The sequence below is a fragment of the Nocardiopsis valliformis DSM 45023 genome (assembly GCF_000340985.1).
Classification (GTDB): Bacteria; Actinomycetota; Actinomycetes; order Streptosporangiales; family Streptosporangiaceae; genus Nocardiopsis; species Nocardiopsis exhalans.
In genome coordinates this window covers 55,956-77,871 of record NZ_ANAZ01000010.1, presented here as the reverse complement: position 1 = coordinate 77,871, position 21,916 = coordinate 55,956, and the positions used below count along the sequence as shown (strand labels likewise).

Sequence of the window (21,916 nt, the reverse complement as noted above, 5' to 3'; positions counted from 1 at the left end):
CGGCCGGATCAGGCAAGACCTACTTGTTGATGGGCTCGCGGCGCTCGCGGATGCGGGCGGCCTTGCCGCGCAGGTCGCGCAGGTAGTACAGCTTGGCGCGACGCACGCGACCGCGGGCGGCGACCTCGTACTTCTCGATGGCCGGGGTGTGGATGGGGAACGTACGCTCCACGCCCACGCCGTAGCTCACCTTGCGAACGGTGAAGGTCTCGCGGTTGCCCGAGCCCTGGCGGCGGATGACAACGCCCTTGAAGACCTGGACACGGGTGCGGGTGCCCTCGGTCACGCGGACGTGAACGTTGAGGGTGTCGCCCGGGCGGAAGTCCGGAACGTCGGTGCGAAGCTGAGCCTTCTCAAGCTCCTGAATGGCGGTGTGCATCTCGCGAATCCTCATCAATAGCGCGCCGCGTCCTGCCCCCCAGCTGTTCCGGGGAGGGGGTGCGCGGGCGAGGCCCTGTTGGGTCTGAACAGTCGAACCACCCGGTGACCAACACAGAGGCCGACGTCGTGCCGCCGGCATGCGGATGCCTTGGGGCCACCAGGGGGGAACTCACCTAGTTTGCCATATGATCCCGGCCGACCCGAACCGGCTGTTCGTCACTGCCCGGACGCGCTAGTCGGTACCGGCCGACTTCGCCGTCTGGACTACCTCAGCAGCCCCAGCGGTCCTGGCCGCCTCGGCCTCCGCCACCTCGGCGAGGACCTCGCGGTCGCGCTTGTCGAAACCCTCCGCCGGGGTGGCCTCGATCAGGTCGGGGCGGTTGCGCGCGGTCTTGCGCAGCGCCTGGTCCCGGCGCCAGCGGTCGACCGCACCGTGGTTCCCGGAGAGCAGGATCGGCGGGACCTCCTGGTCGCGCCAGGTGCCGGGCTTGGTGTACACCGGCCCCTCCACCAGGTGCTCCATCCCCCCGGAGGCGAAGGAGTCCTGGACGTGCGACTCCCGGTTGCCGAGCACACCGGGCAGCAGCCGGGTGATCGCCTCCACCATCACCAGTGTCGCGGACTCGCCCCCGTTGAGGACGTAGTCACCGATGCTGATCTCCTCGACCGGCATGCGCTGGGCGGCGTCGACAGCCACCCTGGAGTCGATGCCTTCGTAGCGCCCGCAGCCGAAGACCAGGTGCCCCTCCCCGGCGAGCCGTTCGGCGTCGGCCTGGGTGAAGGGGCGCCCGCTCGGGGTCGGCAGGATGAGCCTCGCGGGCCGCTCCGCCATGACCTCGTCGAGGGCCTCGCCCCACGGCTCGGGCTTCATCACCATGCCGGGACCGCCGCCGTAGGGGGTGTCGTCCACGGTGTTGTGCCGGTCGTGGGTCCATCCGCGCAGGTCGTGGACGCGCACGTCGAGCAGGCCCGCCTCGCGCGCCTTACCGATCAGCGACAGCTCCAGCGGAGCGAAGTAGTCGGGGAAGATGCTGATGATGTCGATGCGCACTGCGTACTCGTTCAGTCGGTGTTCTGGAGGTCGAGCAGGCCGGGCGGCGGGTCGAGCACGATGCGGCCGCCGGCGACGTCGACCTCGGGAACCAGGGCGGCGACGAACGGCACCAGGACCTCGTGTCCGCCGGCCTCGGCAGTGATGACCAGCACGTCCTGGGCGTGGTGGAGGACGTCATCGACACTGCCCACCGTCTCGCCCCCGGTGGTGACGGCGGTCAGGCCGATCAGCTCGTGGTCGTGAAACTCGTCGGGGTCGTCCAGCGGGGCGATGTCCGCGGAGTCCACCAGCAGGAGGGTGCCCCGGAGCGTCTCGGCGGCGTCGCGGTCGGCCGTGCCCTCGAAGCGGATGAGCAGTTTGCCGCTGTGCCGGCGGATCGCGGCGAGCTTCAACGGACCGACGTTCGCCGGGTCCGTCTGGAGCTCGGCGCCGACGGTGAACCGGGCGTCGGGGTCGTCGGTGCGCACCTCGACGGCGACCTCGCCGCGGATACCGTGCGCGCGGCCGATCCGGCCCACCACGAGTCGCATGAGTGCTTTCCTTCGATCGTCTCTGAGTTCTTCCGGGTTCTTCCGGGTGTCGGTCCCCGCTCCGGAAGAAGGGATGCCTCCCCCTGGGAAGGCCGTGCCCGGGGCCGTTCGCACGGTCCCCGGGCACGAGTGCGGGGCGCCGACCGTCAGCGGTCGGCGCCCCAAGAGGCGCGTCAGCGCACTTCGTTCAGGTCCAACAGGTCCACACGGACGTAACGGCCGCCGGCGAGAGAGCCGACGACGGTCCGCAGTGCCTTGGCGGTCCGGCCGTTGCGGCCGATGACCTTGCCAAGGTCGTCTGGGTGGACCCGGACCTCCAGAACCTTGCCCTTGCGGAGCCGTTTGGCTCTCACCTGGACGTCGTCGGAGTTCGCAACGATCCCCTTCACGAGGTGCTCAAGCGCCTCTTCCAGCACGATTAGGCCTCGCCCTCGGACTTCTTCTCAGCCTCAGCGGCCTCGGCGGGCTTGTCGGCGGGCTTGTCAGCCGCCTTCTCCGCCTTGTCGGCCTTCTTCTCGGCCTTCTTGGCCTTCTTCTCCTGGCCGGGGAGCACGAGCTCCTTCAGCGCGGCCTGGAAGGCGGCTTCCTGGGCCTCGGGGTCCTTGGCCTCGGCGACCTGGAGCGGAGCCGGGGCGGCAAGGCCCTTGAACTTCTGCCAGTCACCGGTCTTGCGCAGGAGGACCTTCACCGCGTCGGACGGCTGGGCGCCCACGGACAGCCAGTACTGGGCCCGCTCGGAGTCGATCTCGATGAGACTCGGGTGCTCCTTGGGGTGGTACTTGCCGATCTCCTCGATCGCCTTGCCGTCACGCTTGTTGCGGGCGTCGGCGACGATGACACGGTACTGGGGCGTACGGATCTTGCCCATACGCTTGAGCTTCAGTTTGACAGCCACTGGAGTGGTCTTCTCCCGATTAACGGTGTTAGGCGCCTGACAGGCGGCCCACGTGGGGTTGTGGAACCCGTCGAGGCAGGACGTGGGTGGCGGGCTAGTTAGAGGGCCGGCCCGTCCACCGTTAGTCGACTACTCATTGTGCCAGACGCGGACGTGTTCCTTGGACAGGACACCACTACCCGCCCGGCTTTATCAGAGAACAGACACGGCCCGCCCGGGAAGTCCCGGTGCGGGCCGTGGTCGGTCTCACTCTCACCACACCGCCACCGCTGCCACTTCGGCAGTTTGAGACGGGCTGCTTCGCGCTACTTCTTCGGCAGCTTAAAGTTCGACAGGTCCGGCATGTTCGGGCCGCCGAAGCCGGGCGGGAGGTTGGGCTGGCCACCGCCGCCACCGCCAAGGCCCGGGGGCAGCTGCGGCATCTCCTGCGGCCCCTCCTCCTGGCGCCGCTTGCGCTCGGCCTCGCGCTCGGCCTCCTGCTGACGGGCCTTCATCGGGTTGCCGCTGCGCTGCTTGCCCTTCTTGGCCTTCTTCGCCTGGGCCTTGGCCTTCTTCTTGTTGGCACCGCCCATGCCCGGCATCCCGGGCATCCCCGGGATGCCGCCGCCGTTCTTCATCTTGCGCATCATCTTCTGCGCTTCGAAGAAACGGGTGACCAGGCCGTTGACGTCGCTGACCTGGGTACCGGAACCGTTCGCGATGCGCAGACGACGGGAGCCGTTAATCATCTTCGGGTTGGCGCGCTCGCCCGGAGTCATCGACTGGATGATCGCCTGGATGCGGTCCAGGTCCTTGTCATCGATGCCGTCGATCTGCTCGCGCATCTGACCCATGCCGGGCATCATGCCGAGCAGGTTGCCGATCGGGCCGAGCTTGCGGACCATCGCCATCTGCTGGAGGAAGTCGTCCAGCGTGAAGTCGTCGTCCGAGGCCATGGTCGAGGCCATCTTCTCGACCTCGGCCTCGTCGAACGTGCGCTGGGCCTGTTCGATGAGGGTGAGGACATCACCCATGTCCAGGATGCGCGAGGCCATCCGGTCCGGGTGGAAGAGGTCGAAGTCCTCGAGCTTCTCGCCGGTGGAGGCGAACATGATCGGGCGGCCGGTGAGGTGCCGGATGGACAGGGCCGCACCACCGCGGGCGTCACCGTCGAGCTTGGTGAGCGCGACCGCGTCGTAGCCGACACCGTCCAGGAAGGCCTGGGCGGTGTTGACCGCGTCCTGACCGATCATGGCGTCGACGACGAAGAGGATTTCGTCGGGGTTGACCGCGTCGCGGATGTCCGCGGCCTGCTGCATCATCTCGGTGTCCACACCGAGGCGGCCCGCGGTGTCGATGATGACGACGTTGTGGTTGTTGCGCCGCGCGTGCTCGATGGACTCGCGGGCGACCTCGACGGGGTTGCCCACGCCATTGCCGGGCTCGGGGGCGAACACGGGCGTGCCCGCGCGCTCACCGACCACCTGGAGCTGCGTGACGGCGTTGGGGCGCTGGAGGTCAGCGGCGACCAGCAGCGGGGTGTTGCGGTCGTCGGAGAGCCACTTGGCGAGCTTGCCCGCCAGGGTGGTCTTACCAGCGCCCTGCAGACCCGCGAGCATGATCACGGTGGGCGGGGTCTTGCCGAAGCGGATCTGCCGGGTCTCGCCACCGAGGATCTGAACCAGTTCCTCGTTGACGATCTTGATGACCTGCTGCGCCGGGTTGAGGGCCTTGGAGACCTCTTCGCCGCGGGCGCGCTCCTTGATCCGCGAGATGAACTCACGGACCACCGGCAGCGCGACGTCCGCCTCGAGCAGCGCGAGACGGATCTCCCGCGCGGTCGCGTTGATGTCCTCCTCGGACAGCCGCCCCTTGCCGCGCAGCGAGGAGAAGACCGATGTGAGCCGGTCGGAAAGCGTCTCGAACACGAGTTTGGCCAGTCCTTCGTCGTCGGAATTGACTCCTTAGCCTACCTCCCACCCGTCACCCGGAACGATATCCGGGCCTGGGGCCCGAGAGAGGGCTCGGGAGGTGGCAGAGGAAGGGGCGGGGACCAGGCCCCCGCCCCGGCTTCGTCAGTCGTTCAGCGACCGAGAACTACTCGCCCTCGGTCTCCTCGGTGCCCTCTTCGGTGCCGTCGGCACCCTCTCCGCCGTCGGTGCCCTCGCCGTCCTGGGCACCCTCAGCGTCCTCGGCGTCCCCAGTGTCGCCCGCGAGGGTGGCCTCGCGCTGCTCGGCGAGGGCGGCGAGCATCTCCTCCTGCTGGTCGGCGCTCAGCCCGCGGGTGGACAGCCGGGCCTCGCCCTGGATGTCCTCGTAGGTCTGCGGCTCGGAGGTGACGATGTTGTAGTTGGCGTCACAGGACAAAGCAAGGGTGCCGCCCGCCTCGAGCGACCCGTTGTCGGAGCACTCCTCCTCGCCGATCTCCTCCTGGCTGAAGGTGACGTCCATGCGAACCAGGACCGTTCCGCTGCCGGAGGCGCCGGCGTCGCGCACGGTGCCGGACCAGGTGCAGTGCGGGCCGGCCTCGCACTCCATCGCGGGCTGTCCGTCCCAGCTGACCTCGATCCGAGCGTCTCGGGAGCCGGTGAGCTCCTCCTCGGTGGTGGTGGTCAGGCTGGTGTACAGCTCCTCGGCGGCGGCCTCGTCGGCCTGGGCCAGGTCCAGTCGGACCTGGGGGCCGGACTCACCGCCCTCGGGGATCAGCTCCTCGATCTCGATGCGCAGGATCTGGTTGGTCTCGGCGTCGACCCACAGCTGGTTGCGCTCGCCGTTGAGGTCGATCTTGTAGGCGCGGGTGTCGTCGAGGTTCTCCTCGACCGCTTCGTCGCCCTCCAGCCCGATCTCCTCGAGGATCGCCGCGAGCGCGGGCGGGGCGAGCGTGTTCTGGGGGTTGATACCGGCCTGGCCGGTGCTGGAGCGCACCCAGGTGCCGCCGAACTGGTCGCTGTCGGGGCCGAAGACCCCCTTGTCGAGCCAGAACTCCTCGTCGGCGCGCAGGAAGATCTTGTTGTCCGCGGCGATCATTTCCGCCTCGACACCGTTGGCGCGGACGGTTCCGCTGGACGCGCCGCCGTCGGCGACGGTCAGAGTGGTCTCCTGGATCTCCCCGCCGACGCTGGTGGCGACCTGCCCGTCCGCGGTGAGCGCGGGGTAGCCGGCCAGGTCGGCCAGGGCCTCCTCCAGCAGGGGCGCGGCGTCGACCGGCTCGGCGGCTTCCTCGGTGGGCTGCGGTTCGTCGTCGTCGCCGCCGAAGCCGCAGCCGGCCAGTCCCAGCGCGGCGATCGTGCCCACCGCGACGAGGGCGAGTCCTGCGCCCTTGGGGCCCCTGTTGCGAGTAACCGGCGCCATCTTGCCTCCTGACCCCGAACCTGTGGGGTGCTGATCCGAATGCGCGTGAAGATTGGGTCATCGGGAGGGTCCCGGGCGGTGCCGTCACCGCCTGACCTCTCCATGACATGAGATGCGGCTGCGGGCCTGCCGGTTGCGTCCGATGGGCCTGTCTCCAGCCCTCCCTCGACGCTCTTCGCCGTTCCCCGTAGCACCGGGCCGGCTGCCGCATCGCTTCGAAAGAGTATCGAACGCGGGCACGGCTCACGGCCAACACCACTCCATGAACACGTACATATGCGCCGATTCCATCGGTTCCGAACCAGGGCAGCAGGAAGGAGCAGGGAGAACGCGAACGGGGCCGACGGGGGGATTCCCCGTCGGCCCCTGAATCACCTCACCGCGTCAGCGGTGCAAGGCCCGCGGCCTCGACATTGAGGTCCTAGGACTTGACCTGCGGTGAGGCCGTCTCCCCGCCCGGAGGCGTCGACGAGGAGACCGCTTCTTCCTCCAGCTCGTCGAGCTCGTCGAAGGCGTAGGCCGACTCCGCGTGCAGCTCGTGGTCGAGTCCGTTGGTCTCGACCTCCTCGGCGATCCGGAAGCCGATGAGCAGGTCGATGACCTTGGCGATGATGAAGGTGACGATGAAGGTGTAGACCATCACGCCGACGACCGAGATGGCCTGGGCGGCGAGCAGGCCGATGCCGCCGCCGTAGAACAGGCCGTTGTCGCCGCCGCCGGGCACCGCCGATGCGGCGAGGAAGCCGAGCGCGAGGCAGCCGATGATGCCGCCGACCATGTGGATGCCCACGACGTCGAGGGCGTCGTCGTACTTGAACTTGAACTTCCAGCTGATCGCGTAGGCACAGACCGCACCGGACAGGGCACCGACGATGATCGCGCCGACCGGGGTGACGTTGGCGGCCGCCGGGGTGATGGCGACCAGTCCCGCGATGGCACCGGAGGCGAAGCCCAGGGCGCTGATCTTGCCGTAGCGGAAGCGCTCGACGAGCATCCAGGCGGCGGTGGCGGCGGCGGTGGCGACCTGGGTGTTGACCAGTGCCAGGGCAGCCTGCTCGTTGGCACCATAGGCGGATCCGGCGTTGAACCCGAACCAGCCGAACCACAGGAGTGCGGTGCCCAGCAGGACGAAGGGCAGGTTGTGGGGACGCATCGACTCGGAGCCGAAGCCCTTGCGGCGGCCGAGGACGAGAACCAGGGCCAGGGCCGCGATGCCGGCGTTGATGTGGACGGCGGTACCGCCGGCGAAGTCGATGACCTCGGGCAGGCCGGTCCACTCGTGCATGCTGGCGATCCAGCCGCCGCCCCAGACCCAGTGAGCGACGGGGAAGTAGACCAGGAGCGCCCAGACCGGGGCGAACAGCAGCCAGGCGCCGAACTTAGCGCGGTCGGCGATGGCACCGCTGATCAGGGCCACAGTGATGACCGCGAACATGAGCTGGAAGCCGGCGTCGACGAGCAGCGGGAAGCCTCCGTCGGTGCCGTCGATCGGCTCGACCTCGGTCAGGATGCTGCTCAGGCCGACGTAGTCGAAACCGCCGATGAACATGTCGAGCGCGCCCTGACCGGGTGCGTAGGTCAGTGAGTGGCCGACCAGGACCCAGAGAACGCTGACGATCGCAATGCTGCTGAAGCTCATGAGCATCATGTTGAGGACGCTCTTCGCCCGCGACATACCTCCGTAGAAGAAGGCCAGGCCCGGGGTCATGAGCATCACCAGCGCGGCGCTCATCAGCAGCCACGCGGTGTTGCCGGTGTCAATCATTTCGTCGCCTCCATGGGACGGACGGGGGATTGTCTGGAAGGGCGGCAGTCAGCGAGCGCATCATCGGGCCCGATGCAGATCACCACGGCGACAACTGTCTGACCGGGGTGTTTCTCGGCCGGATGCGACATGTTGCGCGGGCGTAAAAGGACAGACAGAAGTGTTAAGGGGTCGTGAACAGACCGTGCAGGTCGCGCAAATGCTCATGCATCGGCACAGGAGGCACACCTCACATGAGCGGAGCGGAGTACTCCAAACACATGGAGTGAGATCTCACATCAATAACGACGACGGTGTCAGGTATGCGGCGCCCGGTGTTTCACCGGGGTTGCCCCCGGATAAAGCCGCTGAACCCGCTCGCGGGGCCGAGCCCAGCGATCCGAGGCCCAGGGCCTGTGGCCCCCAACAGCAAACGGCCGGACACCCGTGTGCGGGTGTCCGGCCGTTCTTCGTCGGCGGTTCGGGGTCAGCCGAGGATGGCGTCCACGAAGACCTCGGGGTCGAAGGGCGCGAGGTCGTCGGGGCCCTCGCCGAGCCCGACGAGCTTGACGGGCACACCGAGCTCGCGTTGGACCTGGACGATGATGCCGCCCTTGGCGGTGCCGTCGAGCTTGGTCAGGGCGATGCCGGTGACGTTGACGACCTCGGCGAACACGCGCGCCTGACGGAGGCCGTTCTGGCCGGTGGTGGCGTCCAGAACGAGGAGGACCTCGTCGACCTGGGACTTCTTCTCCACCACGCGCTTGACCTTGCCCAGCTCGTCCATCAGGCCGGTCTTGGTGTGCAGGCGTCCGGCGGTGTCGATGATGACGGTGTCCGCTCCGTCCTCGATGCCGCGTGCCACGGCGTCGAAGGCGACGCTGGCGGGGTCGGCGCCCTCGTCCTTGCGCACGACCGGGGCGCCGACACGACTGCCCCAGGTCTGGAGCTGTTCGCTGGCGGCGGCGCGGAAGGTGTCCGCGGCGCCCAGGACCACGCTGCGGCCGTCACCGACCAGGACGCGGGCGAGCTTGCCGGTGGTGGTGGTCTTTCCGGTGCCGTTGACACCCACGATCATGATGACGGCCGGGCGGTCGCCGTGCGGTTCAGTGCGCACGACGCGGTCGGTGTCGGTCCCGAGCTGTTTGAGGAGCTCGTCGCGGAGCAGGCCGCGGACCTCCTCGGTGTCGCGGGTGCCGAGCACCTTGACGCGGGTGCGCAGGTTCTCGACGATCTGGGTGGCCGAGGTGACACCGATGTCAGCGGTGATCAGGGTGTCCTCGATCTCCTCCCAGGTGTCCTCGTCCAGGGTCTTGGCGGAGAGCAGGGTGAGCAGGCCCTGCCCGAAGGAACTCTGCGAACGGGCCAGGCGGGCGCGCAGGCGGACCATGCGCCCGGCCGACGGGGGCGGGGTCTCGATCTCGGGGGCGGCGGGCTCGACGGGTGCCGGAGCGGCGGTGTCCTCCGCGGGGGGCGCGTGGGCGGGGGGCGTGCTGACCGCCCCCTCCTCCCGTTCTCGGTCCTCCTGCGGCGGGGCGGCCTTGGGCTCCTGGGTGACCTCGGGCTTGGTCTCCTCCTTGCCCGGCTCGACCGAGCTTCGGGTCCTGACCAGGAAGAACCCGCCAACCGCCAGGAGGGCGACGACGACGATGATGCTTACGAGCAAGGTGATGTCCATAGCGTGCACCAGTCTCCCAGAGTGTCCGACGCGTTCGCGTCACGCTCCGGTGGCGCGCCGGGCACAACCCTGCCCGGCTCAGGTGCCGCGGTGGCGGGTCGTGCGCAGGATGAGGACGAAGAAGGGCGCGCCCAGGAAGGCGGTGACCACCCCGATGGGCAGTTCCGCGGGGGCGACGATGGTGCGCGCCACGATGTCCACCGTGACGAGGAACGCGCCGCCCATCAGCACGGTGACCGGCAGGATGGCCCGGTAGTTGGAGCCCACGAGGCGGCGCACGATGTGCGGGACGACGATGCCGACGAAGCCGATGAGCCCGCTCACCGAGACGGCGGCCGCGGTGGCCAGGGAGGCGGCGGCGATGACGACCATCCGCACGACCCCGGGGTTCAGTCCGAGGCTAACGGCCTTGTCGTCGCCCAGGGCCAGCATGTCCAGCAGATAGCCGCTGAGCAGCAGGACGACGAGCCCCACGATCGCGTACGGCGCGATGAGGCGGACGTCGTCCCAACCGCCGCGGCCGAGTCCGCCCAGCAGCCAGGCATAGATGCGCTGGAGCTGGTCCACGCCCATCTGCTGGACGAGGGTCTGCGCGGCGGACAGGAAGGAGGAGACGGCGACCCCGGCCAGCACCAGGGCGGCGGTTCCCCCTCCCCCTGCGGTGGAGCCGAGCATGTAGGCGGCGGCCACCCCGGCGAGGGCGCCGAAGAAGGCGGCGACGGGGACCAGTGCGCGCGGGTCGGCGGTCAGCTCCTGACCGAAGACCATCACCATGGTGGCGCCCAGCCCGGCCCCGGAGGCCGCGCCGAGGAGGAAGGGGTCGGCCAGCGGGTTACGGAAGACACCTTGGTAGGCGCCGCCCGCGGTGGCCAGGAGGGCGCCCACGATGGCACCCATCACCACGCGGGGCAGGCGCAGCTCCATGAGGAGCGCCTCCTGCCGTTCGGTGAGCGGTGATTCCACCCCGAACGGCAGGAGGCTGAGCAGGTGGCGGAGGATGTCCGCCGCGGAGATCGAGGCGGCACCCGCGGAGATACCGAAGACCCCGGCCACGAACAGTGCGACCGCACTGCCCAGGAGCCAGCCCAACGGCACCCCGAAGCCCTTCACGCCCTGCTCTCCCCGATCTTCGTGCTGCCGGTTCTCCGGCCGCTGCTGCCGTTGCCGCTACTGGTTGGCGGTCTCGCTGACCGCTTCGCCGACGGCCTCGGCGAAGTCGACCACGCGCGGTCCCCATCGGGAGGCGATGTCGGCGTCGAGGAGGTAGACCGAGTCGGTCTCGACCGCGGAGACGGTGTCGAAGGCCGGGCGCTCGGCGACGGCCTCGGCGGCGGCCTCGTCCCCGTAGGACAGGAAGATCAGGTCGGGGTTCTCCTCGACCACGAACTCCGCGGACAGCTGCGGGTAGCCGCCGCTCTCGTCGTCGTCGGCCTGGTCGGCGATGTTGACCAGGCCGAAGGCGTCGTAGATCTGACCGACGAAGGTGCCGGAGGTCGCCGAGAAGAGCGTCTCGTCGAGCTCCTGGTAGAAGGTGAGATCGACGTCGCCGAGCTCGGCGAGGGTGGCTTCGACGACCTCGTTGAACTCGGTCTCGACCCGCTCGGCTTCGGCGTCGGCCTCCTCGGTGTTGCCGGTGACCTCGCCGAGCAGGCGGATCTGTTCGTAGACGCCGTCGAGGTCGGCGGCACCGCCCAGGACCAGGGTGGGGATGCCCACGGCGTCGAGCTGCTCCGCGGTGTCGATGGCGCTGTCCGAGAGGATCACCAGGTCCGGGTCGTACTCGCTGATCGCCTCGACGCTGGGTGTGAAGCCGCTGAGGTCCGTGGTGGGGGCCTCTTCGGGGTAGTTGGAGTACTCGTCGACCGCCTCGACCTGCTCTCCCGCGCCGATCGCGAAGAGCATCTCGGTGTTGCTGGGCGAGAGCGAGACGATGCGCTCGGGCTCTTCGTCCATGGTGAGCTCGCCGAGCACGTGCTCCACGGTGACCGGGAAGGCGCCGTCACCGGCGGGCTCGGTCCCGGAGCCGGAGTCGGGCTCGGGGTCGGAGGTGCCACAGGCGGTGAGGGCGAGCGTGACGCCCAGGAGTGCGACGGGAAGTGTGTGGGCGATCCGCACGGTGCGGTGCTCCTTCGGTGAGCCGGGGAAGAGCACGGCCCGGTCGGGGACGGCCGGTCCTTCCCACGAGGACGGGTTCGTCGGAACCGACGAGGCGGCCTGGCTCGTCCCCGTGCTCGCACACGGGGCCTCACAGTTGCGGGACAGCGCCGGGTTGGGCGGCCGGTTGCGGCCGCCGGACCGGACTTCGCTCGTTCGACACCGGTCGTGCCGCCGGAGGGCGGCGCAACCCCTCCACTGTACTGGGGGGCCACAGCGGCACCAGGGGGCGCCCCACGCCCCTGCCCCTCCGTGATTCCTGCTCCGACCTGTGCTTTTCTTGGGCCGACCCACTACGGAACGGGATTCGGAACCGAGTCCCCAATGCGACCCTTATACGGAGATTATTACCTGCAAGTACTTTATGTCCGCTTTATTGACCACTGAGCCCTCAGGGGAAACGTGCACCACTAGAACCCACTGCGTGGCCATATTGAGTCTCAATCCACATTGACACCTTTATCGCACACAGCAATGATCTCGTTGCCATGCGCGCCGATTATCCGACTACGGACATGAAGCGGCGTATCCCCCGTGCGTGTACACCCGTACCCCGTGGGGCGTCGTTCCCCCAGTGTCCTGAGGCGCGCACGAGAAGGGATGTGTTGACAAGGTGGCACCCCACCGATCACGCCTGGCGCCGCTCGCCGGGCTGACCATGATCGCGGGCCTGGTAGCGGTCACACCGGCCAGCGCCAACGAGGGCTCGGAACTCGCACCCCTCCACCCGGCCCCGACCGCGGAAAACGGCGAACTGACCCACCAGGCTCAGGACCTGTGGTTCATCGAACTGGAGAGCCCGCCCGCCTCAGAGGGAACGGCCTCCACGCTCATCGACGACGAGCACGCCGAATTCCACGCCGAGGCCGAGGACCACGGGCTCGAGTACACCGAGCGACTGTCCTTCAGCGAGCTGTGGAACGGCCTCTCCGTGGAGATGGACGACGCCCAGGTGAGCACGGCCCGGGAGATCCCCGGCGTCGCCGCCATCCACCCCGTCGTCCGTCACGAGATCCCCGACCACGACGACAGCGAGCCGGAGATGGACACCGCGCTCGGCATGACCGGCGCGGACATCGCACAGAACGAACTCGGGTACTCCGGTGAGGGCCTGCGCGTGGCCATCATGGACACCGGGGTCGACTACACCCACCCCGACCTCGGTGGCCCGGGCAGTTTCCCGTCCGAGCGCGTGGTCGCGGGGTACGACTTCGTCGGCGACGACTTCAACGCCGGCGACCCGAACAACAGCACCCCGGCTCCCGGCGACGACCCCCAGGACTGTAACGGCCACGGCACGCACGTCGCGGGCATCGTCGGTGCCGAGGGCGAAGTCACCGGGGTGGCGCCCGACGTCGTCTTCGGTGCCTACAAGGTGTTCGGCTGCACCGGCTCCACCACGGCCGACATCATGATCGCCGCCATGGAGCAGGCGCTGGCCGACGACATGGACGTGCTCAACATGAGCATCGGCTCCGCTCACTCCTGGCCCCAGTACCCGACCGCCGTCGCCTCGGACAACCTGGTCGACGAGGGCATGGTCGTGGTCGCCTCCATCGGCAACTCCGGTGCCACCGGCCTGTACTCCGCCGGAGCCCCGGGCCTGGGCGCCGACGTCATCGGTGTCGCGGCCTACGACAACACCCACATCAGAGCCTCCTCGGCCGACGTCACCCAGAGCGGTGAGACCGTCGCCTACATGGAGATGGGCGAGGCGACCCCGCCTCCTGCCTCGGGTGAGACCGACGAGCTCGTGTACATCGGCCGGGGCTGCCTGTCCCTCGGCGACGAACTCGAAGGCGACCCCGAGGGCAAGACCGCGCTCATGGTCCGCGGCGAGTGCACCTTCGCTGAGAAGTACGACGCCGCCCTCGGCGCGGGTGCCACCGGTGTCGTGATGTACAACAACATCCCCGGCATGTTCGCGGGCGGCGGCATCGTCGACCAGGGCGCCTTCGCCGTGGGTATCTCCGACGAGTCCGGTGCGCACATCCGCGAACTCCTGGAGGACGGCGGGCCGGTCACCCTCACCTGGACCGGCGAGGAGACCACGATCCCCAACCCGACCGGCGGACTGATCAGCAGCTTCAGCTCCTACGGCATGTCCCCCGACCTGGACCTCAAGCCGGACATCGGCGCCCCGGGCGGTCTGATCAACTCCACCTACCCGATGGCCAAGGGCGGCTACGCGACCGTCAGCGGCACCTCGATGTCCGCCCCGCACGTCGCGGGTGGCGTCGCCCTCCTCCTGGAGGCCCGCCCCGACCTGGACGCGCACGACGTGCGCGGCGTCCTCCAGAACACCGCCGACCCGACCGCCTGGTGGGGCAACCCGGGCATGGACGCCTTGGACAACGTCCACCGCCAGGGCGCGGGCATGCTCGACGTCCCCGGCTCGATCCTGTCCACCACCAACCTCTACCCCTCGAAGCTGCCCCTGGGCGCCACCGAGGGCCCGGTGACCGAGACACTCACCATCGCCAACGACGGTGACGAGAAGGCCACCTACGAGATCTCGCACGAGCCCGCGCTGGGCACGCACGGCAGCACCTTCGCGCCGTCCTTCAACGACGCCTACGCCGAGGCGGCCTTCAGCAGGACCGAAGTGACCGTCGAGCCCGGCGCCTCCGTGGACGTCGACGTCACCATCACCCCGCCCGCTCGGGATTACGCGCAGATGCTCTACGGCGGCTACCTCACGGTGACCGAGGGCGAGGGCGAGGCCGTCCGCGTCCCCTACGCCGCCTACAACGGCGACTACCAGGAGATCGAGGCGATGACCCCGATCACCGACGGGGACGGCAACGTACACGAGCTGCCGTGGCTGACCCGCATCACCGGCTGCGACGTGTTCACCGGCCTGGAGTGCGCCGATAGCAACGGCGGCACCTTCGAGAACCAGCCCGACGGCGCCACCTACACGCTGGACTGGGTGGACGGTCTGCCGGACGTCCCGTACGTGATCGCGCACTTCGACCACCACGTGACCAAGCTCGAGATGATCGTCATCAACGAGCGCACCGGCCGCCCGGTGCACCCGGACCGCAACGTGGCGGTCGACGTGGACTACGTCAACCGCAGCGCCAGCAGCACCGCCTTCTTCAGCTACGCCTGGGACGGCACCGTGGTGGACTCGCGCGACCGCGTCACCGAGGTCCGCGACGGTAACTACCGGCTGGAGGCCCGAGCTCTGAAGGCGCTCGGCGACCCGGCCAACCCGGACCACTGGGAGACCTGGACCTCCCCGGTCATCACCCTCGACCGGGGCTGATCCACAGCCTCACCTGGGCCGTCCTTCGCAGTTCCGGGAGGGCGGCCCTTCACGTGTGTGAGAAGGGCGCACCCGATCAGGACTCCCCGTCCTTGGCGCGGGGAAGCCGGATGACGGCGTAGGCGAAGCACACCGTCGAGGGCACCGCCAGGGCCAGCGACAGCAGAGCCCGCTGTTTCTGGCGTTCAGAGCAGGAGCTGTCCACCCACTCCTGGCGGAGCATCTGCTCGATGTCCTCGTCCCAGTCACGGCGGTCGTCCCACCAGGCGGGGCCCACCCACACGACCGGAGAGCAGCGCAACCGGTCCTCCTCCCCCGGAGGGGGCTGCACCCCGTAGGAGGTGCCCAGGAGCAGCATCATGACGAACACACCGGAACCCCCGGCGACCAGACTGGCCCGGACCGCGCCGGGGTAGTCGCGCATCCGCTGTCGGGCCCACAGCAGGAGGGGAATGAAGAACACGGTGTCCGTTCCAGAAAGGGTTCAGGCCAACCGCCAGGTTAGAGCGCCCGCCCCACCCGAGCCGTCACCAGGGTGCCCGAGTCATGGTGACCTCCGCCACGCGACCGCGATCGCGGCGGCGGTGGGGACCGCCACCAGCAGCCCCACGCCCAGGCGCTGGGTCCGGGCCTGCCCGCAGAGCTCGCGCACCAGGTGTTCGTCCGCCAGGACACGCGCTCCGCGATCCCACCCCGCGTCCGACGTGGTGAAGGGGTGCCCGGCGACCAGGACCGGGGCGCACCGCAGGTTTCCCTCGGCGGAACGGTAGGCGACGGGCGGCAGCGTCAGGATGACGAGCAGCAGAACCACCCCGGTGAAGGACGCGTACACGGGTGCCCTGCGGGCCGGGCCCCAGTTGCGCCGGACGACCCACACCAGGAGCACGATGAGCCCGATCATCAGCAGCGTGCCGAAGAACAGCGAAGAGCGCAGCGTCAACATGGTCCGCTTCCTCAGGCCGGACGGTCCAGCTTCTGGCTGATCACCTGGGAGATGCCGTCGCCCTGCATGGTGACGCCGTAAAGCGCGTCCGCCGCCTCCATCGTGCGCTTCTGGTGGGTGATCACGATGAGCTGCGAGGACTCCCGCAGTTCCTCGAAGATCACCAGCAGCCGTTGCAGGTTGGTGTCGTCCAGGGCCGCCTCGACCTCGTCCATCACATAGAACGGCGAGGGCCGGGCCTTGAAGATGGCGGCGAGGAAGGCCACCGCCGTCAGTGAGCGCTCGCCGCCGGACAGCAGCGACAGCCGCTTGACCTTCTTGCCGGGCGGGCGGGCCTCCACCTCGATGCCGGTGGTGAGCATGTCCTCCGGGCTGGTCAGCACCAGCTTGCCCTCACCACCCGGGAACAGCCGGCCGAAGATCGCCGCGAACTCGCGCTCCACGTCCAGGTAGGCGGAGGAGAACACCTCCTGCACCCGGGCGTCCACCTCGGCGACGATGTCCATCAGGTCCCGGCGGGTCTTCTTGAGATCCTCCAGCTGCGCGTTGAGGAAGGCGTGCCGCTCCTCCAGCGCCGCGAACTCCTCCAGGGCCAGCGGGTTGATCTTGCCGAGCTGGTTGAGCTGGCGCTCGGCCACCTTGAGCCGCTTGGCCTGCACCTCGCGCACGTACGGCAGCGGGACCGCGTGCTCGTCGGCATCGGCCGCCGGGGGCACCGGGACACGGGGCCCGTACTCGGCGATGAGGGTGGGCACGTCCACACCCAGCTCCTCCATCGCCTTGGTCTCCAACTGCTCCAAACGCATCCTTCGCTCGGCGCGGGCGACCTCGCCGCTGTGCGCGGAGCTGGTGAGCTTCTCCAGTTCCACGGAGAGCTCCCGGACCCGGGCCCGCACCGTCTTGAGCTCGCCGTCGCGGGCCTCGCGCTCGGTCTCCGCCGCCACGCGTTCGGTCTCAGCCGTCGCCAGGGACACGGCGATCCGCTCCAGAGACAGCCGGGCGCTCTCCACGACAGCCTGGGCAACGGTGGCCTGGGCTGCCCGGTTACGGCGCCGCTCGGCCTCGCGCTCCACGGCCCGGCGCTCCTCCGCCGCCTGGGCGAGCAGCGCGTCCGAGCGGCCCGCGATCGAACGCGCCCGCTCCTCGGCGGTGCGCACGGCCAGCCGCCGCTCCATCTCGGTGGCGCGGGCCCGGGAGGCCAGGGCGGAGAGTTCGTCGCGGTGGTCGGCGTCGGGTGCTTCCTCCTCCACCGCGGCGGCGATCTCCTCAGCCTCCGCCAGCTCCTCCTCCAGGCGTTCGAGCTTGTGGGCGTCCTCACCGCGCGCGGCGGCGGCCTTGGCGGCGGCCGCGGCGTAGCGTTCGGACTCGGCCTCAGCGGAGCGGGCCTGGCCGCCCAGCTTGCCCAGGCGCTGCGCGGACTCGTTGCGCTTGCGGTCGCTCTGACGGCGGCGGGCGGTGATCTCGTCCGCGGCGGCGGCGGTCTCGGCACGCTCGCGCTTCTTGGCCTCCAGCTCCACGGCAACGCGCTTGGCGGACTCGGTGGCGGCCTCCAGGCGTTCGGCGGCCTCGTCGACGGCGGCCTGGACCTCCAGGAGGCTGGGCGCCGCGGCGGTGCCGCCGTGGACCATCTCGGCGGCGAACACGTCGCCCTCGGGGGTGACCGCCCGGACGCCGGGCAGGGCCCTGACCAGCTCCCGTGCCACCTCTGCGCCAGGTGCCAGGACCACCCTGTCGAGCAGCGCGTGGACGGCGTCGGACAGGTGGGCCGGAGCGGCGACGGCGTCAGCCGCGTAGCGGACCCCGCCGGGCGGGGACGGCCACTCAGCACGATCAACAGCCGGGATGGCCCGCGCGATCACGATCCCGGCCCGGCCCGCGTCCTCGGACTTGAGCAATTCCAGGGCGGCGGTGGCACTGGCCTCGTCGCGGACGGCGACCGCCCCGGCGGCCACCCCGAAGGCGGCGGCGACGGCGGTCTCGTGACCGGGGTCGACCTGCACGAGGGCGGCGAGGCCGCCGAGCATGCCGGGCAGCCCAGCCTCCAGCAGGGTTCCGGCACCGTCCTTGTGTGCCAGGCCCAGTTCGAGGGCCTCCTTGCGGGCGGCCAGCGCGGCGCGTTCACCCTCCGCCGTGCGCTCAGCATCGCGAAGTTGGTTGAGCTCGGCGTCTACGGCGGACAGCCGGCGGGCGAAGCGCTCCTGGGTCTGGTCGAGTTCGGCGTCGCCCTCGTCCAGTCCGGCGGACTCCTCCGCGGCCATCTCGTACTCGGCCTGGGCAGTGGCGGCACGCTCGGCGGCCTGCTGGGCGGCCTCCTCCAGCCGGGTGATCTCGGCTTCGTTGGAGGCCAGCCGTCCTCGCAGGCTCTCCGTCCGGGCGCTCAGCCGGACGATGCCCTCGCGGCGTTCGGCGGCGGCACGGGAGGCGGACTCGAGTCGGCGCTCCTCGCGGTGCAGGGCGTCCTCCGCGGCGGCCCGCTCGGTGACGCTGGTCTCCAGGACCTCGCGGGCCTCCTCCAGCCGGGTCTGGAGCTCCTCCTCCTGGGCGGCGGCCTCCTCGGCCTCCATCTCCAGTTCCTCGGGGTCGCGGCGCTGGATGACCTCGCCCTGCACGGCGACCAGGTTCTGGTGGCGTTCGGTGGCCAGGCCCCGGACGGCGTCCAGGCGTTCGGTGAGGCGGGACAGCGCGTGGTAGGTCTCGGTAGCCCTGGCCAGGGCGGGGGCGGCCTGCTGGGCGGCCTCCTCCAGCTCGGTCTCGCGTTCCTGGGCCTGGTTGAGGGAGGTCTCGGCGGCTCTGCGACGCGTCAGGACCTCTTTCTCGTCCGCCTCTTCCTTGGCCAGTTGCTCCGTGAGGGTGACGATGTCGTCGGCGAGCAGGCGCAGTCGAGCGTCACGCAGGTCGGCCTGGATGACAGCAGCCTTGCGGGCGAGCTCGGCCTGGCGACCCAGGGGCTTGAGCTGGCGGCGCAGTTCGGCAGTCAGGTCCGTGACGCGGTCCAGGTTGCCCTGCATCGCGTTGAGCTTGCGGATCGCCTTCTCTTTGCGCTTGCGGTGTTTGAGGATTCCGGCCGCCTCCTCGATGAGGGCGCGGCGTTCCTCGGGGCCGGCGTGCAGGACGGTGTCCAGCTGGCCCTGGCCGACGATGACGTGCATCTCGCGGCCAATACCGGAGTCGCTGAGCAGGTCCTGGATGTCGAGCAGACGGCAGGTGTCGCCGTTGATCGCGTACTCCGAGCCACCGTTGCGGAACATCGTCCGCTTGATGGTGACCTCGGTGTAGTCGATCGGCAGGGCGCCGTCTGTGTTGTCGATGGTGAGGCTGACCTCGGCGCGGCCGAGCGCCTGGCGGGTGGAGGTGCCCGCGAAGATCACGTCCTCCATCTTGCCGCCACGCAGGGACTTGGCACCCTGCTCGCCCATCACCCAGGACAGGGCGTCGACGACATTGGACTTACCGGAGCCGTTGGGCCCCACCACACAGGTGATGCCGGGCTCGAAGCGCAAGGTGGTGGCCGACGCGAACGACTTGAAGCCGCGAAGCGTCAGATTCTTCAGGTACACCCGCGCCTCCCACGACGGTCACCGTTCTCGCCACGGGCGGTTCACCTCGGGGCCGACAACAAGGGTGCCATGAAGCGGTGACCGAAGGGGGTCGTTGAGCGCACACAGGGCCGATGAGCTGCGCCACCGTGGCCTCGGCACGGACCCGGGGCATGGGGAATGCGAGGGAATGCCCGGAAGGGGGGATGTCCGGCGGGCACGGAGGGTTGCGTAAAAGCCCGCCGGGTACAACGGTAAAAGAAGCCGCAAGTGAAGGGAAAGAAAAAGCGGCGGATCGTCATGTGTTCAGGTAAGCACTGCCGCAGGTGAACACCGCGTTCTCGGTGAGCACCGGGTGCCGTGTGGTGATCCGGCCAGGGACGCCAGTCGTGCGTTCGGCGTCCCCGTCAGTGGATCATCAACGGTGTGTCGTGTCCGGGCCGGTACCACGGTCCCTCACGACGACACGGTGTCAGGCGAGCGCGGGCTCGCGGTCGGTCGCGCTGGCGGCGACGTCGGTGACGGCCATGCTGAGCTGGTCGTTCTGGGCCTGAAGACGGCTGATCTCGTCCTCAAGGTCGCGTACCCGCTTCTGAAGCCGTCGCATCTCCGAGACCATCCGAGGGTCGGAGCCGCCGACGTGGCCAAACAGAGCCTTCGCCATGATGTGGGTCCTCCACGCTGAGTGACCAGTGGTGATGCGCGCATACGTGACCCCGTGTTTTTCTCGGCCCCGCGGAGGGCCGACTTCACGGGCTGAGGATGCGCGGTGTGCATCCCAGAGTCTCACTCTGCGCGCCACTGGTCAAGATTGGATTACAACAGTCCGCAATGACCACATGCCAGGCAAAACGAACCAGGGCATGTGATATCGCACGGTACGAACGTGATCCACCCCCGGCGGTGACGCCGGTACGCACGGCCCTGACTCGGCTTGCGCGGTGGTCCCCGTGTGTCGCGGCGCCCGTCTACTACCGGATCTGAACCGCACCACGGTCGATGCTCGAACCGCGTTACCCTTCCAGCATACTCACCGTTCAACGAAACCGTCGAAGGAACCCCGCGGTGGACCCCAGTGTTCGACCACGGAATCGACCTTTCCGGGCGTTTGGCCGCTTCTCAGGTGTCCCAGGAGTCGCTCACATCCCTCGCGGGAGCCCTCCGCGACGACCTCGACCCGACCGTCGTCCAGGTTGGTCGCGGCGCCCTTCAGCCCTTCCTCAAGCGCGCGAGCCCGGGTCCACCAGCGAAAACCCACTCCTTGAACCCGACCGCGTACCCACGCCATCAGCCGAACCGGCTCTCCCTCTTGCCCCACAGCCCCACACTCTCCCTTACCTCACGGAGACACTTTCCTCACCGACACGCCAAGGAACGCCTTTAAGGCACTTAAGCCGACATATCAGGCACCCAGGTGGCCTATGTGGCGAGGGTGATTACTGTGCCCTCTGTGGCCGCTGAGACCTGGACGTGCCTTGGAGACCCCCGGGACGTGCCGCTGCACCCGTCGCGGACACTCTCTCTGCGAGCGCGTCCACTGCCTCAGCCGCGGGGACGCGGGGCCCGCTGGCAGCTCGGGCAGCTGAACGACGAACGGTTCATGAACGCCTCGCGCACGATCAGCGTGCCGCAGCGACCGCACGGCCGGTCCCGCCGCCCGTAGGCGTTGAGCCCGCGCTCGAAGTAACCACTCTCCCCGTTCACGTTCACGTACAGCCCGTCGAAGGTGGTGCCGCCGACTTCCAGGGCCTCGGTCATCACGTCGGTGACGTGGCCGAGCAGCTCCGAACCCTGGGCGTTGGTCAGCCCCCGAGTGGAGCGGGCCCAGTGCAGCCGCGCCCGCCACAGCGCCTCGTCCGCGTAGATGTTGCCCACACCGCTGATCAGCGACTGGTCCAGCAGTGCGCGCTTGACCTCGGTCCGCTTGCTCCGAAGCGCCCGGACGAACGCGTCCGGGACGAACTCGGCGTCCAGCGGGTCCAGGGCGATGTGGTCCACCGAAGACGGCACCTCGGCGCGCTCACCCCGCTGGTCCAGCAGCAGGTGGCCGAAGGTGCGCTGGTCGACGAAGCGCAGTTCGTTACCGTCGTCGAGCGACATGCGCACCCGCAGGTGCTTCTCATCCGGCTTGCCCTGGGGCTGCACCAACATCTGCCCGCTCATGCCCAGGTGAACCAGGAGCATGTCGCCGCTGTCCAGCACCAGCCACATGTACTTGCCGCGGCGGCGGACCGCGGTGGGCGTCTGCCCGCTCAGCCGACCCGCGAAGTCCGCGGGGCCGGGCACGTGGCGGCGGACCGAACGCGGGTGCAGCACTTCGACGGCGCCGATCCCGCGCCCCACGGCGTGGTCGCTCAGACCGCGCCGGACCACCTCGACCTCGGGAAGTTCAGGCATCTC

General features: G+C 69.3%; 18 protein-coding genes. 1 reads left to right on the top strand and 17 read right to left on the bottom strand.

Translation table 11 applies throughout. The annotated features are described in order from the left end of the window. Nucleotides 1-19: 19 nt before the first annotated feature. The 11 genes from rplS to D457_RS0111065 form a co-directional block, all read right to left on the bottom strand. Nucleotides 20-379: a 50S ribosomal protein L19 gene (rplS, locus tag D457_RS0111115; RefSeq protein ID WP_017580737.1), complete on the bottom strand. Its 360-nt coding sequence runs from the start codon at nucleotides 377-379 to the stop codon at nucleotides 20-22. A gap of 234 nt (nucleotides 380-613) precedes the next feature. Then, a complete protein-coding gene (trmD, locus tag D457_RS0111110; protein ID WP_017580736.1) occupies nucleotides 614-1,432 on the bottom strand; it encodes a tRNA (guanosine(37)-N1)-methyltransferase TrmD in 819 nt (272 codons plus the stop codon). 11 nt (nucleotides 1,433-1,443) lie between these two features. Continuing rightward, on the bottom strand, nucleotides 1,444-1,965 hold the full coding sequence (gene rimM / locus D457_RS0111105) for a ribosome maturation factor RimM (RefSeq protein WP_017580735.1): 522 nt from the start codon (nucleotides 1,963-1,965) through the stop codon (nucleotides 1,444-1,446). Between the two features lie 173 nt (nucleotides 1,966-2,138). After that, the gene (locus D457_RS0111100; RefSeq protein WP_017580734.1) at nucleotides 2,139-2,381 is read right to left on the bottom strand and encodes an RNA-binding protein; all 243 of its coding nucleotides are present in this window, start codon (nucleotides 2,379-2,381) and stop codon (nucleotides 2,139-2,141) included. Between the two features lie 2 nt (nucleotides 2,382-2,383). Continuing rightward, nucleotides 2,384-2,860 (bottom strand): 30S ribosomal protein S16, encoded by a 477-nt coding sequence (gene rpsP, locus D457_RS0111095; RefSeq protein ID WP_017580733.1) that lies wholly within the window; start codon nucleotides 2,858-2,860, stop codon nucleotides 2,384-2,386. Nucleotides 2,861-3,165: 305 nt separating this feature from the next. Continuing rightward, nucleotides 3,166-4,767, bottom strand: a complete 1,602-nt coding sequence (ffh, locus tag D457_RS0111090; protein WP_017580732.1) for a signal recognition particle protein — start codon at nucleotides 4,765-4,767, stop codon at nucleotides 3,166-3,168. A 169-nt stretch (nucleotides 4,768-4,936) separates the two neighbouring features. Next, on the bottom strand, nucleotides 4,937-6,190 hold the full coding sequence (locus tag D457_RS0111085; protein ID WP_017580731.1) for a hypothetical protein: 1,254 nt from the start codon (nucleotides 6,188-6,190) through the stop codon (nucleotides 4,937-4,939). Between the two features lie 421 nt (nucleotides 6,191-6,611). Beyond that, nucleotides 6,612-7,955: an ammonium transporter gene (locus tag D457_RS0111080; protein ID WP_017580730.1), complete on the bottom strand. Its 1,344-nt coding sequence runs from the start codon at nucleotides 7,953-7,955 to the stop codon at nucleotides 6,612-6,614. Nucleotides 7,956-8,421: 466 nt separating this feature from the next. After that, nucleotides 8,422-9,612: a signal recognition particle-docking protein FtsY gene (ftsY, locus tag D457_RS0111075; protein ID WP_017580729.1), complete on the bottom strand. Its 1,191-nt coding sequence runs from the start codon at nucleotides 9,610-9,612 to the stop codon at nucleotides 8,422-8,424. Nucleotides 9,613-9,690: 78 nt separating this feature from the next. Continuing rightward, nucleotides 9,691-10,722: a FecCD family ABC transporter permease gene (locus D457_RS0111070; RefSeq protein WP_017580728.1), complete on the bottom strand. Its 1,032-nt coding sequence runs from the start codon at nucleotides 10,720-10,722 to the stop codon at nucleotides 9,691-9,693. Between the two features lie 57 nt (nucleotides 10,723-10,779). Then, nucleotides 10,780-11,727 carry an ABC transporter substrate-binding protein gene (locus tag D457_RS0111065; protein WP_026116540.1) on the bottom strand — a complete coding sequence of 316 codons (948 nt, stop codon included), beginning with the start codon at nucleotides 11,725-11,727 and terminating at the stop codon, nucleotides 10,780-10,782. A gap of 652 nt (nucleotides 11,728-12,379) precedes the next feature. On the opposite strand from D457_RS0111065, the gene D457_RS0111060 reads away from it, so the two are divergent. Next, a complete protein-coding gene (locus D457_RS0111060) occupies nucleotides 12,380-15,037 on the top strand; it encodes a S8 family serine peptidase (protein WP_017580726.1) in 2,658 nt (885 codons plus the stop codon). Between the two features lie 76 nt (nucleotides 15,038-15,113). On the opposite strand, the gene D457_RS0111055 is transcribed toward D457_RS0111060, so the two are convergent. The 6 genes from D457_RS0111055 to mutM all read right to left on the bottom strand — a co-directional run bounded on the left by D457_RS0111055 (nucleotide 15,114) and on the right by mutM (nucleotide 21,913). Further along, nucleotides 15,114-15,500, bottom strand: coding sequence for a hypothetical protein (locus D457_RS0111055; protein WP_017580725.1), 387 nt, complete (start codon nucleotides 15,498-15,500; stop codon nucleotides 15,114-15,116). 81 nt (nucleotides 15,501-15,581) lie between these two features. After that, nucleotides 15,582-15,980 (bottom strand): hypothetical protein, encoded by a 399-nt coding sequence (locus D457_RS0111050; RefSeq protein WP_017580724.1) that lies wholly within the window; start codon nucleotides 15,978-15,980, stop codon nucleotides 15,582-15,584. Nucleotides 15,981-15,991: 11 nt separating this feature from the next. Then, nucleotides 15,992-19,537 (bottom strand): chromosome segregation protein SMC, encoded by a 3,546-nt coding sequence (smc, locus tag D457_RS0111045; RefSeq protein ID WP_017580723.1) that lies wholly within the window; start codon nucleotides 19,535-19,537, stop codon nucleotides 15,992-15,994. 451 nt (nucleotides 19,538-19,988) lie between these two features. After that, nucleotides 19,989-20,180 carry a hypothetical protein gene (locus D457_RS0111040; protein ID WP_017580722.1) on the bottom strand — a complete coding sequence of 64 codons (192 nt, stop codon included), beginning with the start codon at nucleotides 20,178-20,180 and terminating at the stop codon, nucleotides 19,989-19,991. Nucleotides 20,181-20,546: 366 nt separating this feature from the next. Further along, a complete protein-coding gene (locus D457_RS0111035) occupies nucleotides 20,547-20,834 on the bottom strand; it encodes an acylphosphatase (protein WP_026116539.1) in 288 nt (95 codons plus the stop codon). Nucleotides 20,835-21,058: 224 nt separating this feature from the next. Beyond that, nucleotides 21,059-21,913: a bifunctional DNA-formamidopyrimidine glycosylase/DNA-(apurinic or apyrimidinic site) lyase gene (mutM, locus tag D457_RS0111030; RefSeq protein WP_017580720.1), complete on the bottom strand. Its 855-nt coding sequence runs from the start codon at nucleotides 21,911-21,913 to the stop codon at nucleotides 21,059-21,061. Nucleotides 21,914-21,916: the final 3 nt, after the last annotated feature.